Raw genomic sequence first — 14,535 nt, forward strand, 5'->3', positions numbered from 1 at the left:
CAGTCGCCCCACTACATAGGACTGTTCACAGGCAAGGACCACCTCAGTTTGGTAGATCAAAGATCTGTCCGGGATAAATTAGATCAGGGTTGCGGATGCTACCAGCGTTGGCCTCAAACACCCGTACATACAGCGTGCCGTCGCCGTAGCGGTCACGCGCAATTGCCCAAAGGGTGGCACCGGCCTGCACGGTGACCGATTTGACCGGGCCATCAGCGGTTGCTGCCGCTTGCGCCAGTGTTTCGGCAGACTCACGTTTGAACGGTGTCTCCACACGGCTACTGACCGCGCCCTGTGTGCTCACTTCGTCTACCCGCAGCGTGTAGACGCCTTCATCCACATCCGGCAAATCCCCGCGCCAGCGGCCCTGCGCATCCACCGGAAGACTGATCACCGAACGATTATCGAGATAAACGCGCACCTTTGCAGTGTTCGGCTGCGCGCGCCCCGTTAGCTGCACATCACCTGCTTCGGAATACCCGATGGTATCAAGGGCAATAGAAGTCATTGCCTGCGGTGTATCCGAAGACAGAAGGCTAACCCCTTCTGCATCGGATTTCAGCACGGTCACAGCAGCAGGGTCAGTTTGTTCCGGCGCCATAGTCACCGCTTCAGCCTCGGTAGGTTCGTCCGCAGCCGCAAACTGTTCGACGGGTTCGCCTTCGGGCGCGACTTCATTAACAGTCACCGCAACTGATGGTGCCAGAATGATTTCCTCAACTGACGCCGTAACCGCATCATCATTCTGCGCAGAAAGGCTGACTACCTGTGCCGATTGCTTCGGCGGGAGAACGGCAATTGCGGCAAATCCACCGGTGCTGTCGGCCTGCGCTGTCGCAACTTCGGCCCCGTCTAACAGGATCTTCACATCGCTCATCGGTTCTGCCCGGCCGGCGATGACGGTTGTGCCGTCAGGTTCTCTGCGAACTTCGTCGAAGCTTGGGGCTTGGGTGCTGGCCGCATCCTGCGTTGGAGCGACTTCATCTGTGGTTGCTGCCGGTTGCGGCGCTGACGGGACTTGCACAACTGGTGCATCGCTATCAAAGCCAAACCCGATGTAGGCTCCAACAGCAAGCGCCACTGCCATGCCGCCACCCGCGATCACCGCACCTGTATTGCCGCCGAGGCTTGCCCAAATTTTGCTCATTCAAAAGCATCCCTGTCCGTATCGCGTCATCCACGCGTTGAGCCTTTGTAACGAACGCGCTATCACGGGTCAAAAGCACAGTACCGCTAGGCTTATTATTCCCGAAAACGTGATGCAGGAGCACCTAATGCCCGTAAAATCAATTTGTGTCTTCTGTGGGTCGCGCCCCGGAGCCGACCCCGCCTACACTGCAGACGCCGAAGCCATGGGCAAAGGCATCGCCGCCAAAGGCTGGCGTTTGGTGTACGGCGCAGGTGATGTCGGGTTGATGGGAACTGTGGCACGAGCCGCACAAGCTGCGGGTGCAGATACCTTTGGTGTGATCCCCGCGCATCTTGTCGCTTGGGAAGTGGGCAAGACCGATCTCACCCGCTACATCGTCACCGAGACGATGCACGAGCGTAAGAAAGTCATGTTCATGAACTCGGACGCTCTGGTTGTTTTGCCCGGAGGCGCGGGTTCACTTGACGAGCTGTTCGAGGTGCTGACGTGGCGGCAATTGGGCCTGCACGATAAACCAATTTATATCGTGAATACAAATGGCTACTGGGACCCGTTAAAGCATCTGATGAACCACGTCACTGGTAATGGCTTCGCTGATGAAAGCTTGTTGGACTTTCTCACATGGGTGCCGGACAGCGCAGCGGCCCTTGATGCGTTTGCTCAACATATCGAAGCCCGATAACACCAAAGCGCTGTCCTTTGATCAGCTCAATCAGGCATCCTCAAGCGCTGATTTAACGATTTTCTCGATCTCGACGAGCGGATGGTTGGTCAGCGTCTTGGGAATCTCTGCCACCACCTTATCGCTGACCTCCATGTGCAGCTCATCGCGCAGGCCGCCCAGCGTGCCCGGGTCGGCTACAATCACCAGACGATCAAATTCGCCCTTGTGGGCCTTCTTATAGAGGATGTCCGCCAGATCAGCGGCAAAGCGCTCTTTGGCCAGCTCATGCCAGTCTGTGTCCTGTACAGCGGAGCGATTCATCGAAGGGCCGTCGTTGAACCGTCCCGATCTGTTCGCCGCCTGCTCTCTCGCCGGAGGGTTGTCCTGCGTTTCTTTTCTGACAACGGTAAGAAAGGGATCTTCGTGATCCGTCCCATTGCGCAAGAATAGTGCTTTCTCGCTATCGGTCACCAGCACCCATGTGCCTTTGGTCAGGGCTGTCATTGTGGATCTCCTTTTTTTTGCTGCGTCATGAGTAGAACGCAGCCGCCTAGTCCGAAGTTCCAAAGCAAAAGCCCCGCAGCGCGAGGCATACGGGACTTTAATTCTTTGGTGGCGCTTAGCCCGATCTAAAATGGGCCAAGACCGAGTTACATGCGCGAGGAAACGTTTTCCCAGTTCACCAGTTTGTCGAGGAAGTTCGACAGGTAGTCAGGACGCGCATTGCGGAAGTCGATGTAATATGAGTGCTCCCATACATCGCAGCCCAGCAAGGTGGTTTGGCCAAAGCAAACAGGGTTCACGCCGTTCTCTGTTTTGGTGACCTTCAGGGCACCATCACTTTCTTTGACAAGCCATGCCCAACCCGAACCAAACTGGCCCGCGCCTGCTGCTTTGAACTCATCTTTGAATTTATCGACAGAGCCAAAGCTTTCGACCAGCGCTTTTTCAAGCTCGCCGGGCATCGCGGAGGAGCCAGGCCCCATCATTTCCCAGAACTGGTTGTGGTTCCACAGTTGGGAGATGTTGTTGAAGATGCCGTTCTGGGCAACAGCATTGGCATCGTAGGTGCCTTTGATGATCTCTTCGAGAGATTTGCCAGCCCATTCAGTGCCTTCAATCGCTTTGTTGCCATTCACAACATATGCGTTGTGGTGCTTGTCATGGTGGAATTCCAGCGTCTCGGCGCTCATGCCTTTGGATGCGAGAGCGTCGTGGGCATAGGGAAGATCGGGAAGTTCAAAAGCCATTGGGGCCTCCATTAAGGTCATTCTCTGCCCCCTAAATGAAGGGCGCACCCGACCTTCGTCAAGGTCAACTCGTGAAAGAACTGGGTTTCTCACTTCCAAAGACGCATAGTTTGCCTGTCTCGGCCATATTCCGCAGAGCTCAGCCCCGAACCCAGCAATTTAGGAGACTATTTCGTCAAAAACCACGCCATCGCGGGTGAGCTAAGTAGAGCAGCAAAAGTTGCAGCAAGAAGCTTCAGTTTCAAAACAGTATTCTCCAAATTCATTTTTTAATAAGCTTGCAGGTCCCAGCACCGCTGATCGGGTTGTCATAGCCATGATAGACCCCACTGAGTGTGAAAGTCCCACTTTGGGGACGCAGCGTGACCTTGTAGCTAAGAGTCGATGTTCCAACGTTACTGGATTTGACACCCTTCAGCGTCCAATTGAACTGGTACCGATTATCGGACCACTTCTTAAATTTTACAGGTATTGAAGCTTTGTGGACCTCATTGATAAACGCATCGTATGCGAATCCTACAGTGGCCTCGGCATCAAAGGCCAAGATGATGCGGGACACAACGAAACCGCCAAAACCGAAATCTGTCGTTGTACAGTCGTAGGACTCTGCCACGGAGGCAAATGGAGACAGCGTTAATATTGCGCTTAGAAATAGATATTTCATAACGATCACACATTAGGGCGTCCAACTATCGCATGCGCGCTCCCCGACTGCAATCCAAAGGTGAAGTCGCGCAAATCACTCCGCGCGGCTCCAATTCACATCAACTTTAGAACCCGGCTGTGCCGCAATGCTGAGCAGGTCAAAAACGTACTGCGCGACCGACCGGAAACAGACAACGTGGAACACGTCTTCTTCCGGCATCCAGAAGGCTGCCGGAACCTGCGCCATACGCGTACGGCGGAACATGCCGGGGGTGAAGGCGGCGGGCGACAAATCAACTGGTGCCAGCTTGGCCATCACTTCGCGGGCATGTGGGCCGCGGACTTCGAACACCGCGCGGGCGTCTGACACATTGACCGAAAGCGTATGGCTGCCTGCCAGCTTTTCTTGCAGGTCGGCCAGCATAGCCGTGGCATCTGCATAGGCGCACATGATCAACAGCTCGTCGGTTGACATCCACGCCATACCGCCGGTGCCTTCGGTCAGGCATTGGCGTTGCTCGGGCATGTTCACACCCGCAGCAGCGATGGCGGCTTTCTGCAACGGCTTGGCGGCCAGATCCCCGCGCAGGGTGATCATGCCGACCGCCCCCATCTCAGAAATCTGAGCGATTCCATCGCTGTATACGGCGTTCTTCAAAGCGGATACCGGCTCAGACATTCTGCTTCTCCCCTGCTTTATCATAGAACACCGGATCGACGATCCGCGCTTTGTAAGTTTTGCCATCAGTGCCGGGGAACTCCAGCACTTCGCCCATGCGGTCGGGTCCGTGATGGACCAGCCCCATTGCAATGCCCCTGCCCAAAGTGGGCGAGTGGTAGCTGGAGGTCACGCGACCGATCATGTTGCGCTGGCCGTTCTCGTTCACGCCCTCGCCCACGGCATAGGCCCCATCAGGCAGCACAGCGCCGTCTGTGGTTTCCAGCCCGACCAACTTCCAGCGGTTCGGATCAGCCATGTGAGAGCGCAGATGCGCACGCTTGCCCAGATAGTCCTCTTTCTTCTTGGACAGTGCCCAATGCAAATTAAGGTCCTGTGGGATCACGGTGCCATCCGATTCATCCCCGATCATGATAAAGCCCTTTTCGGCACGCAGGATGTGCAGGCATTCAGTACCGTAAGGCATCACGCCCAATTCGGCCCCGACGGCCAGCAGCGCGTCCCAGAACGCCTGTCCGTGGCTTGCATCAACGGCAATCTCATACGATAGCTCACCCGAGAATGAGATGCGGTAGACGCGGACATTGAAGCCACCGATCACACCGTCCGCCCACTCCATAAAGCCCAAAGCCTCTGCCGAGACATCCATGCCACCAAGTTTTTCCAATGCCTTGCGGGCATTCGGACCAACCACGGCGATCTGGGCATATTGCTCGGTCACGTTGGCAACAAAGACTTTCCAGTCCCACCATTCGGTTTGCAGCCACTCTTCCATGTGGGCATGGATGCGTTCTGCACCGCCGGTGGTGGTGTGGCACAGCCAAGTGTCTTCGTCGATGCGGGCGACAACGCCATCGTCGATCAAGAAGCCGTTGTCGTTACACATCAGACCATAGCGGCATTTGCCTGGCTTCAGGGTGCTCATCATGTTGGTGTAGAGCATGTCGAGGAACTCACCCGCGTCCGGCCCTTTGACGATCAGCTTGCCGAGCGTGGAGGCATCCAATAGGCCCATCTTTTCACGGGTGTTGGTTACTTCGCGCATCACTGCGTCATGGGTGCTCTCACTGCCCTGAAGGTACGCGTAGGGGCGGCGCCATTGGCCCACCGGTTCCCACTGCGCGCCGTTGGCTTCATGCCAGTCATGCATCGGTGTGCGGCGGATCGGTTGGAAGGTCGCATCGCGCGCCTCACCGCCCAAAGCAGCCATCGAGACAGGGTGATACGGCGGACGGAATGTGGTGGTCCCAACCGACGGGATATCTTCATTCAATGCACCAGCTAAGGTCGCCATGCCATTGATATTGCTCAACTTACCTTGATCAGTCGCCATGCCCAAAGTGGTGTACCGCTTGGCATGCTCGACCGAAACAAAGCCCTCTTGCGCGGCCAGCCGCACGTCGGAAACTTTGACGTCGTTCTGGTAATCCAGCCATGCTTTCTCACGCAGTTTGACGCTTGCGCCCTGCGGCATCAGCCAGACCGGCGCCATCGGCGCTTCGGAGCGCGGCGCGCCCTTGCTGGCCTTTGCGTCACGGGGCAGCTTTCTGCCCAGGCAGCGCAGCGTGCCATCGGCCGCAGCGAATGCATCATTCAGCATGTCGTCCATCTGGAACAGGCCAGACGCGGCACCGGCGGTAGAGACGAACTGCCCCCCGTCGGCGCCTTGCGGGGCATTATCTGGATCAGGGCTAAAGCACGCGTTGGCCGTGTCCCATTTGAGCTTACCGCCACAGTGGGACCACAGGTGCACCACCGGAGACCAACCGCCAGACATGGCGACCGCATCACAGGTGATCTCTTCCAGAACAGCCCCCTCACCAGCCTGTGCGCAAATTGCCACGCCAGTAACCCGTTTGCCGCCTTTGACCGAAGAGATACCCTGCCCCATCAGCACACGAATGCCCAAGGCCTTGGCCTGCACCATCACATCGCTGTCTTGCGGCAGCACCCGTGCGTCCAGAATGGCAGGCACGTCCAGCCCTGCGTGTTTCAGCGCGAAAGCGGTCAGGTAGGCGTCATCGTTGTTGGTCACAACCACGGTGCGGTCACCAACCGAAACACCGAAGTTCACCACATAATCACGCACCGAAGCCGCCAGCATCACGCCCGGGATATCGTTACCTGCAAAGCTGAGGGGACGCTCGATCGCGCCGGTTGCGGTGATGATATGGCCTGCCCGCAAGCGCCACAGGCGGTGACGGGGGCCGGAAACCTCAGGCGCGTGATCGGTCAGGCGCTCATAGCCCAGCACATAGCCGTGATCATAGACGCCTGCGCCCATGGTCCGTGTGCGCAGGGTGACGTTCGCCATCCCCTCCAGCTCGGCCACGGTGGCGTCAATCCACGCCTGTGCGGGGGCATCGTTGATCTCTCCGCCGTCTATAGGCGTGCGGCCACCCCAATGGGCGTTCTGCTCCATCACGATGACGCGCGCACCAGAAAGAGCGGCTACACGTGCAGCTTCAAGCCCGGCTACACCACCACCGACAACCAGCACATCGCAGAATGCATAGAAATGCTCGTAGGTGTCCTGATCGCGCTCTTTGGGCGCACGGCCCAGACCTGCCGAATGGCGGATGATTGGCTCATACACGTGCTTCCACAGGGGACGCGGGTGGATGAACATCTTGTAATAAAAGCCCGCCGGCAAAAAGCGTCCAAGGTGTTTGTTGATCCCGCCTACGTCGAACTCAAGGCTGGGCCAGTGGTTTTGGCTTTCGGCGCGCAGACCGTCGAACAGCTCGGTTGTGGTGACGCGGGCGTTGGGCTCGAAAGAGCTGCCTTCGCCAAGGTTCACAAGGCCGTTAGGCTCTTCCGGGCCAGCGGCCACGATCCCGCGCGGGCGGTGATATTTGAACGAACGACCCACTAGCATCTGGTCATTGGCCAGCAGGGCGGAGGCAAGTGTATCGCCTTCGAAACCGGTCATATGTTTGCCGTTAAACCGGAAACTGACGGCTTTTGACTTGTTCAACAGGCGGCCGCCTGTGGCGAGACGGGTGCTCATGTTGTAGGCTCCATCGCGGGTTGGAAGTGCGGATGAGTAGAGAAAACTGGGCGGTGCATCACGACGCAGCCCGCCAGCCGGGGCGTTTCGCGTCAATTTTCGCCAGCAGCTCTTCGGGCGGCGCATAGGTCTGGGCGCTATAGGTGCCGAAGACCTCAAGCGTCATGGTATCTCGGGCCATATGGAACCACTTGCCACAGCCGTTTTGGTGACGCCAGCGTTCAAAATGCACACCCTTGGGGTTTTTGCGCATGAACAGATAGGTCTCAACCTGATCATCAGAGGCACCGATGCTGTGGCGGGTGATATGCGCCTCGCCATGGGCGTGAAATTCGGTTTCCTCGGCGGTCACACCGCAGCAGGGGCAGGATACGATCAGCATGGACGGGCTCCAAACTTGAAAATTGTAGCATTTGATGCGAAGTTACCGACATGGAAATATTTTTTGTTCTGATCCTTGCCGTATTTGTCGCGGGTCTGGCTGTTGCAATTTACGAGTGGCGTAAGAAGCGCACTTTGCTGGAGCATGACCTGAAATTGCAGCCGCACGAAGACGGGCATATCCTTGCCGCGCGCGTGCATGCTGAGGATGTGACGTTTCACCGCCGCAGTGGATTTGATCGCTGATATCATCAGTGTGCCACCCCTGCTGCGACACTTTCGTCGATGAAACGCCCTTCGCTGAAACGCTCCATTCCGAATGCATCGGTAAGTGATGAGCGGCCTTTGGCCATCAGCTCGGCCATGGCCCAGCCTGATCCGGGGATAGCTTTGAAGCCACCCGTTCCCCAGCCGCAGTTGATAAAGATGCCATCCACAGGTGTTTTTGACAGGATCGGCGAGCGGTCGCCGGTCACATCCACGATACCGCCCCACTGACGCAGCATTTTGAGACGCGATACCATCGGGAACGTCTCGATCAGTGCGCGCACGGTTTCTTCGATGTGGTGGAAGGACCCGCGCTGGGTGTAGTTGTTGTAGCCGTCCGTGCCGCCGCCAATGACCATCTCGCCCTTGTCAGACTGGCTCATGTAGCCGTGCACGGTGTTCGCCATGACGACCACATCCATGCAGGGCTTGATCGGTTCGGACACCAGCGCCTGAAGCGCAACAGATTCGATGGGCAGACGGAAGCCCGCCATTTCGGCCAAATGACCCGAGTGGCCGGCTACTACCATGCCCAGCTTGTTACAGCCGATATCGCCACGATTGGTTCTGACGCCCACAACCTTGCCGCCCTCAGAGCGGATGCCCGTCACTTCGCATCGTTGGATCACGTCCATGCCCATATCAGAGCATGCGCGTGCATAACCCCACGCAACAGCGTCATGGCGCGCGGTGCCGCCACGAGCTTGCCAAAGACCACCCAACACAGGATAGCGCGGACCATCAAGGTTGATGATAGGCACCAACTTTTTGACCTTCTCGGGGCTAATGAATTCGGTCTTAACTCCTTGCAGCATGTTGGCATGCGCCGTGCGTTGGTAACCACGCACCTCATGTTCGGTTTGTGCAAGCATGATCACCCCGCGCGGGGAAAACATCACATTATAGTTGAGATCTTGCGACATGGTCTCATAGAGGCTGCGGGATTTTTCGTAGATCGCAGCCGATGGATCCTGCAAATAGTTGGATCGGATGATGGTTGTGTTCCGGCCCGTGTTGCCGCCGCCCAACCAGCCCTTTTCAAGGATCGCTACATTGGTGATGCCGAAGTTCTTGCCCAGATAATACGCCGTCGCAAGGCCGTGGCCCCCTGCCCCGATGATGATGGCATCATAATGCTTTTTCGGAGCGGCATCGCGCCACGCACGGGTCCAACCGGTGTGATGGCGCATCGCTTCGCGCGCCACGGCAAATACGGAGTATTTTTTCATCGCTGGTGTCCCTGAGGCAGAAAAGTGTGGATTCGGGCCTGACGCGCCCTGCTAGGTTCTTCATGGGGGAGTGGTCAGAAAAGAGGATACTCCGCGCGGCACTCTTTATCAATTTTGCGACATAGGCCGCAAGGAGTGCTGTGCAGGGGGCGGTCTATTCGTCGCGGGGGGAATTGACCTCTTTTGTGTTAAGGCTGCGCGTACTATGTGAAGGTAGTCACGGGAGTTTCTATATCAATGCTTAGTTTCTGGGTCGTCGCCACTGCAATCACTTTGATGGTGGCCGCCATTTTGATCCGCGCGGTGTTAAAAGGCACAAAGCGAGAAGTTGAATCGCGCGCGGCCTCGGACGTTGCCGTCTACCGTGCGCAACTGGACGAGGTTGATCGCGATGTCGCGCGTGGCGTCGTTGCAAAGGCTGATGCAGAACGTGTGCATGCTGAAATCGCCCGCCGCCTGATCGCTGCCGACAAAGCCCAAAGCGCCGAGCAGGCAACATCAGCGCGCGCGCCGGCGTTTGTCGCGCTTGCCGTTATTGGTGTGGCGGTCTTGGGCAGCGTCTTGAGCTATTTGTGGCTCGGCGCGCCCGGTTACGGCGATATGGCGTTAAAGGACCGGATCGCTTTCGCTGAAGAGGTCCGCTTGAACCGTCCCAAACAAGAAGTGGCTGAGGCGTCGCTGCCGCCATTTGTGGAGCCGATCGATATCGACCCGCGCTATCAGGAGTTGCTGACCCAATTGCGCAACACCGTGGCCCAGCGCAAAGACGATGTTCAGGGCCATGTCCTGTTGGCCCAACAAGAGCGCCGCATCGGTAACTACATCGCTGCCAAAGAGGCGCAGCAGCGAGCGCTGACCCTCAAGGGAGGCGATGTGACAGCGCAGGACTTGGCTGATTTGGGTGAAATGCAGGTGGTCGCCGCCGGTGGCTATGTCTCTCCCGAGGCCGAAATGAGTTTGCGTGCTGCCTTGAACAAAGATTCGCAGAATGGCGCTGCGCGGTATTACCTTGGTTTGATGCTGGCGCAGACAGGCAGGCCTGATCAGGCCTTTCGCATATGGGATAGCCTGTTGCGTGCGGGCCCAGAAGACGCGGCATGGATCCCGCCCATTCTGGGGCAAATTGAAGAATTGGCGCGGCTGGCTGGCGTGAGCTACTCTATTCCCGCCATCGGAGGCAGCACGGAACGCGGCCCAACAGCAGCAGATGTTGCCAATGCGCAAGACATGACACCCGCAGAGCGGATGGAAATGATCGGCAGCATGGTCGAAGGCCTGTCAGAGCGGCTTGCGACTGATGGTGGCCCGGCCACAGATTGGGCGCGTCTGATTTCTTCGCTCGGCGTGTTGGGCGAAAGCCAGCGCGCGGCGGCAATCCACGCCAACGCCGTTGACGTCTTTGCCGATGACAAGGACGCACTGGAGCTGATCAACGCTGCTGGCCGCAGGGCGGGAGTGATCGATTGATTTACGAGAATATTGAAGATTTCGCCGCCGCTGTGCCTGCGATGCGCGCCCTCATTGGGTTGGATCTGGGCGAAAAAACCGTCGGCGTTGCGGTTACTGACAGCTTTCTGTCTGTAGCCACCCCCCTTGAGACCGTCAAGCGCAAGAAATTCGGAATGGATGCCGCACGACTGGGTGAGATCATTGAAGGGCGCGGTATTGGCGGGCTAATCCTTGGGTTGCCTTTTAACATGGACGGCTCTGAAGGGCCACGCTGCCAGTCTACCCGCGCCTTTGCGCGTAACTTTGACCGGCTGCATCCTGCCTTGCCCATCGGCTATTGGGACGAACGTTTGTCCACCGTCGCGGCCGAACGCGCGCTGCTAGAGGCGGATACGTCACGCAAGCGTCGCGCAGAGGTGATCGATCACGTGGCAGCAAGCTATATCCTGCAAGGAGTGCTGGACCGGCTGCGCGTGTTGCGTGCCAAATCGGAGACGTGAGCCATGAGTGATAAAATCTGGAAACGCGCCGAGGTCGAAAGCCCCTGCATCAAGATATGTGTGGTGCATCCGGAAAGCCGTCTGTGTACCGGCTGTCTACGGTCGATCGACGAAATCGGGGCATGGTCACGGATGACAGCGGAGGCGCGGCGCGCCGTGATGGCAGAACTTCCATCGCGTGCCAGTGCATTCACCAAACGGCGTGGCGGCAGGGCCGCGCGGCTTGCGCGCGACTGCTAAGATCAGTTTTCGCGTTTTTCCGGTTTGCCGAACATAGCAAGAGCCGCTCTGCTACGTGTCTGGCGCGGTAGGCTAACTACATTGGGCGCATGGGGTTCATTTGCAGCAATCAACAGATCGCCGCGGGCAAAGTCACGATTGGGCAAATTCAGCGCCGGATACTGGCCCGCGCCGTTTTTCGACGCGTCGTGGTACGCGACAAGCCCTAATGGTCCTGTGATGATCTGTTTCATTCCCTGCCCCTTGCTCTGTTAGGCCCCTCTTGAATGGGGGCACTTGATGAAAACATACATCCCATTCACGTTTGGCTACAATATGGCAATTAAGAGTTAATTATTTGCTGATGTGAAACAGTGACATCTGCGCCGCAGCACTAAGTTACGCCTAGATATCCATCACGGCGTCGCCAACCACTCAGGCGCACCGCCCGCACATTCGGGGCGGAAGAAGGCAATCATGCGCCCTTCGCCCGTAGTATCGGTTTCAGGTCCCCAAGCCTGCGTACCGTGAAGTATAAAGGGATGCAGCAACGCGCTTTGACCCGGGTGCAGGGTCAGCGGGACGGGACTACATTCTTCAAATACCCGCTTGCGCGCTGCGGTGTAAGCTTGGGTGATGTCCACGTCTGAAGGCGCCCGCCCCCCAAAAGCCACGCGTAGGGCGTGTTGCATGATCTGCTGACTTTGGGGCCAGACCACCGTGGGTGAGGCCGCCACATCATTGAGCGGCAGAGACAGAATGTAAGCGTGAAATTCGCGGGCAAAGCGGCGCCGTTCCGGGCCGATGGGCAGCAGACCGTCCACATGAGCCGCCGAACGGTCGCGGCGAAAGCGGTGGCTTGCATCGCTTTCCTGCGGGTCTTGTTGCGGATAGCCCTGATAAATAACGGAAAGCTGTGCTGGATTCAGGGGCAGTTGCGGCACGTAGTCTTGCCATGGCCCTTCTAGGGGAACGCCCTTGATGCAACCATCAGCATCGTTTGGCAATGCATCCACACCGACAAACCACGTCTTGCCATGCCGCAAGTTTTCGGGGCCGTGCAGCGCCTCTTGCGCAACAGTTTCGCGTGCGCTTTCAAGTGCGGCCTGTGCCCAACGCGCCGTGCGCGCATCGTGCTCGAAGACGCGAAATCCGTCCGGCCCGATCTCGCGCATCCCACTCACCCCATCATGGCCTTGCGCAGCATGTTAAGCGCAACCAGCACCAGAAATATTGCAAATACCCGCTTTAGCGGTTTGGGGTCCATCGCGTGGGCCAACCGCGCGCCCATCGGGGCAGTGATCAGCGTCATTGCGATAACCAGCACAAACGCCACCAGATTAACCGCGCCAATCGTGAAGGGCGGACGCGTTGCCGGATCAATTTCTACAAACAGAAAACCGATCACGGAAGGCACCGCTATCAGCACGCCAAAGCCTGCCGCAGTTGCTACAGCGCGGTGGATGGGCGTGTTATAAAGGCTCATCAACGGCACACCAAAGCTACCGCCGCCAATGCCCATGAGTACTGACAGGAACCCGACGCTTGGTGACAATGTTGCACGGGCGATCCCGCGAGGCATCGCTTGCCCTAGTCGCCATTCGGCCCGACCAAAGCCCATGTAGAGCCCGACGATCAACGCCAGCACGCCAAAGATTGCCTGCAACGTGGAAGAGCGCAGCCCCGCGACCGCGAACATGCCAATCACAGCACCAATCACAATGCCCGGGGCCCAACTGCGCAGGATATCCCAATCGACCGCCCCCTTTTTGTTGTGCGACAAGACAGAGCGCACAGAGGTGACGATGATCGTCGCCAGGGAGGTCGCCAGACACAGCTGCATCAGCTGATCGCCGCCATATCCAAGGGTTTGGAAAGCATAGAAAAACGCCGGTACCAGAACAATGCCACCGCCCACGCCCAGCAATCCTGCCAGCACGCCGGCAAAGGCCCCAATTACCAGCAGCAACACAGCCATCTGGATTAACAACATCGTATCGGGCATTTTGGTCTCCTGCGCGGTCTAGTGGTTTGTCTCGTTGCTACACCGCACGCGACTGGCTTGCCAGAACACTTTGATCCATTGTTTGTGCCAGCGCCTCGGATACCAGAGCGGTGCCAGCACCTGAGCGGTGCGCGCCCTCTGACAGCACGCGCCGCCAAATGCGCGCACCCGGCCTGCCCGCAAACAGCCCCAACATATGCCGCGTGACCTGCGACAGCTTGCCGCCGGCGTCCAGATGCGCCTCAATATAAGGGAGCATCGCCTCGACGATTGCTTCGGGGGTCGTGTCCTCACCCTTGCCAAAGATCCGTCGGTCAGCCTGACACAGGATGTCACTGGGCTGATGATAGGCCGCGCGGCCTATCATCACACCGTCCATCCCACCGTCCAAAGCCGCCTCGGCCGCGTCCAACGATGTGACCCCGCCATTGAGCGAGATATGCAAGTTCGGGAACAGCTCTTTCATCCGGTGAACCAACGGGTAGTCCAGCGGCGGGATGTCGCGGTTCTCCTTCGGGCTCAACCCGTCCAACCAAGCCTTGCGCGCATGCACGGTCAGCCGCTCTATTCCCGCGCCGACCATCCGGCTGAGGAACTCTGGCAGGACTTCTTCTGGGTCCTGATCGTCCACACCAAGGCGGCATTTCACTGTCACCTCCACATCCACGGCCCGCCGCATAGCCGTAACACAGCGCGCGACCAAGGCTGCGTCTTTCATCAACACAGCGCCGAAAGCCCCCGACTGCACCCTGTCAGACGGACACCCGACATTTAGATTAATCTCGTCATAGCCCGCCTGAGCACCCAACCGCGTTGCCTCGGCCAGTTCATCAGGATCAGAGCCGCCTAATTGCAGCGCCACAGGATGTTCGGAAGGGTGATGGTCCAATAAATGCAGAGCATGTCCCCGCACCAAAGCAGGCGAAGTCACCATCTCGGTATAAAGCAGCGCATGAGAGCTCATCAAACGGTGCATGTATCGGCAATGTCTGTCCGTCCAATCCATCATCGGCGCAACGCTTAGACGGGCAGACCGGCGAACCTCAGAAACATTTGATTTTTTTGAAGTTTTCATGTGAGCTCCGTT

Annotated in this window: 17 protein-coding genes; 5 read left to right on the forward strand and 12 right to left on the reverse strand. The window is 57.9% G+C overall.

Annotation, left to right across the window (positions count from 1 at the left end; all coding sequences use genetic code 11):
• Nucleotides 1-43: 43 nt before the first annotated feature.
• Nucleotides 44-1,147, reverse strand: coding sequence for a LysM peptidoglycan-binding domain-containing protein (locus V7730_RS06765; protein WP_335746834.1), 1,104 nt, complete (start codon nt 1,145-1,147; stop codon nt 44-46).
• A gap of 127 nt (nt 1,148-1,274) precedes the next feature.
• Here V7730_RS06765 and V7730_RS06770 point away from each other — a divergent pair, with 127 nt between their 5' ends.
• Nucleotides 1,275-1,832, forward strand: coding sequence for a TIGR00730 family Rossman fold protein (locus V7730_RS06770; RefSeq protein WP_335746835.1), 558 nt, complete (start codon nt 1,275-1,277; stop codon nt 1,830-1,832).
• A gap of 30 nt (nt 1,833-1,862) precedes the next feature.
• Here the strand turns inward: V7730_RS06770 and V7730_RS06775 are convergent, their stop codons facing one another.
• From V7730_RS06775 to V7730_RS06800, 6 genes are all read right to left on the reverse strand, one after another.
• Nucleotides 1,863-2,318 (reverse strand): host attachment family protein, encoded by a 456-nt coding sequence (locus V7730_RS06775; protein WP_335746836.1) that lies wholly within the window; start codon nt 2,316-2,318, stop codon nt 1,863-1,865.
• Between the two features lie 146 nt (nt 2,319-2,464).
• Nucleotides 2,465-3,064, reverse strand: coding sequence for a superoxide dismutase (locus tag V7730_RS06780; RefSeq protein WP_335746837.1), 600 nt, complete (start codon nt 3,062-3,064; stop codon nt 2,465-2,467).
• Between the two features lie 262 nt (nt 3,065-3,326).
• Nucleotides 3,327-3,728 (reverse strand): hypothetical protein, encoded by a 402-nt coding sequence (locus V7730_RS06785; protein ID WP_335746838.1) that lies wholly within the window; start codon nt 3,726-3,728, stop codon nt 3,327-3,329.
• A 75-nt stretch (nt 3,729-3,803) separates the two neighbouring features.
• On the reverse strand, nt 3,804-4,388 hold the full coding sequence (locus tag V7730_RS06790; protein WP_335746839.1) for a sarcosine oxidase subunit gamma: 585 nt from the start codon (nt 4,386-4,388) through the stop codon (nt 3,804-3,806).
• Nucleotides 4,381-7,398, reverse strand: coding sequence for a sarcosine oxidase subunit alpha family protein (locus tag V7730_RS06795; RefSeq protein ID WP_335746840.1), 3,018 nt, complete (start codon nt 7,396-7,398; stop codon nt 4,381-4,383). Before V7730_RS06795 ends, V7730_RS06790 begins: the two co-directional genes overlap by 8 nt.
• Before the next feature lie 58 nt (nt 7,399-7,456).
• Nucleotides 7,457-7,780, reverse strand: coding sequence for a sarcosine oxidase subunit delta (locus tag V7730_RS06800; protein WP_335746841.1), 324 nt, complete (start codon nt 7,778-7,780; stop codon nt 7,457-7,459).
• Between the two features lie 50 nt (nt 7,781-7,830).
• Here V7730_RS06800 and V7730_RS06805 point away from each other — a divergent pair, with 50 nt between their 5' ends.
• Nucleotides 7,831-8,025, forward strand: a complete 195-nt coding sequence (locus V7730_RS06805) for a hypothetical protein (protein WP_335746842.1) — start codon at nt 7,831-7,833, stop codon at nt 8,023-8,025.
• Nucleotides 8,026-8,030: 5 nt separating this feature from the next.
• Here the strand turns inward: V7730_RS06805 and V7730_RS06810 are convergent, their stop codons facing one another.
• Entirely contained in the window at nt 8,031-9,275 is a 1,245-nt protein-coding gene (locus V7730_RS06810; protein WP_335746843.1) for a sarcosine oxidase subunit beta family protein, read from the reverse strand.
• A 237-nt stretch (nt 9,276-9,512) separates the two neighbouring features.
• Between V7730_RS06810 and ccmI the strand changes: the two genes are divergently transcribed.
• From ccmI to V7730_RS06825, 3 genes are read left to right on the forward strand one after another with little or no spacing between them, the layout of a single operon-like run.
• Nucleotides 9,513-10,742: a c-type cytochrome biogenesis protein CcmI gene (gene ccmI, locus V7730_RS06815; RefSeq protein ID WP_335746844.1), complete on the forward strand. Its 1,230-nt coding sequence runs from the start codon at nt 9,513-9,515 to the stop codon at nt 10,740-10,742.
• Nucleotides 10,739-11,224, forward strand: a complete 486-nt coding sequence (gene ruvX, locus V7730_RS06820; RefSeq protein WP_335746845.1) for a Holliday junction resolvase RuvX — start codon at nt 10,739-10,741, stop codon at nt 11,222-11,224. The genes ccmI and ruvX overlap by 4 nt, the downstream gene beginning before the upstream one ends.
• A gap of 3 nt (nt 11,225-11,227) precedes the next feature.
• On the forward strand, nt 11,228-11,464 hold the full coding sequence (locus tag V7730_RS06825; RefSeq protein ID WP_335746846.1) for a DUF1289 domain-containing protein: 237 nt from the start codon (nt 11,228-11,230) through the stop codon (nt 11,462-11,464).
• Nucleotides 11,465-11,466: 2 nt separating this feature from the next.
• On the opposite strand, the gene V7730_RS06830 is transcribed toward V7730_RS06825, so the two are convergent.
• From V7730_RS06830 to dusA, 4 genes are all read right to left on the reverse strand, one after another.
• Nucleotides 11,467-11,697, reverse strand: a complete 231-nt coding sequence (locus V7730_RS06830; protein ID WP_335746847.1) for a hypothetical protein — start codon at nt 11,695-11,697, stop codon at nt 11,467-11,469.
• A 162-nt stretch (nt 11,698-11,859) separates the two neighbouring features.
• Nucleotides 11,860-12,618: a hypothetical protein gene (locus tag V7730_RS06835; RefSeq protein ID WP_335746848.1), complete on the reverse strand. Its 759-nt coding sequence runs from the start codon at nt 12,616-12,618 to the stop codon at nt 11,860-11,862.
• Nucleotides 12,619-12,623: 5 nt separating this feature from the next.
• Nucleotides 12,624-13,448 (reverse strand): sulfite exporter TauE/SafE family protein, encoded by an 825-nt coding sequence (locus V7730_RS06840; protein WP_335746849.1) that lies wholly within the window; start codon nt 13,446-13,448, stop codon nt 12,624-12,626.
• Between the two features lie 37 nt (nt 13,449-13,485).
• Nucleotides 13,486-14,523: a tRNA dihydrouridine(20/20a) synthase DusA gene (gene dusA / locus V7730_RS06845; protein ID WP_335746850.1), complete on the reverse strand. Its 1,038-nt coding sequence runs from the start codon at nt 14,521-14,523 to the stop codon at nt 13,486-13,488.
• Nucleotides 14,524-14,535: the final 12 nt, after the last annotated feature.

The sequence above is a fragment of the Sulfitobacter sp. genome (assembly GCF_036961165.1).
In the GTDB taxonomy this organism is placed as follows: Bacteria; Pseudomonadota; Alphaproteobacteria; order Rhodobacterales; family Rhodobacteraceae; genus Sulfitobacter.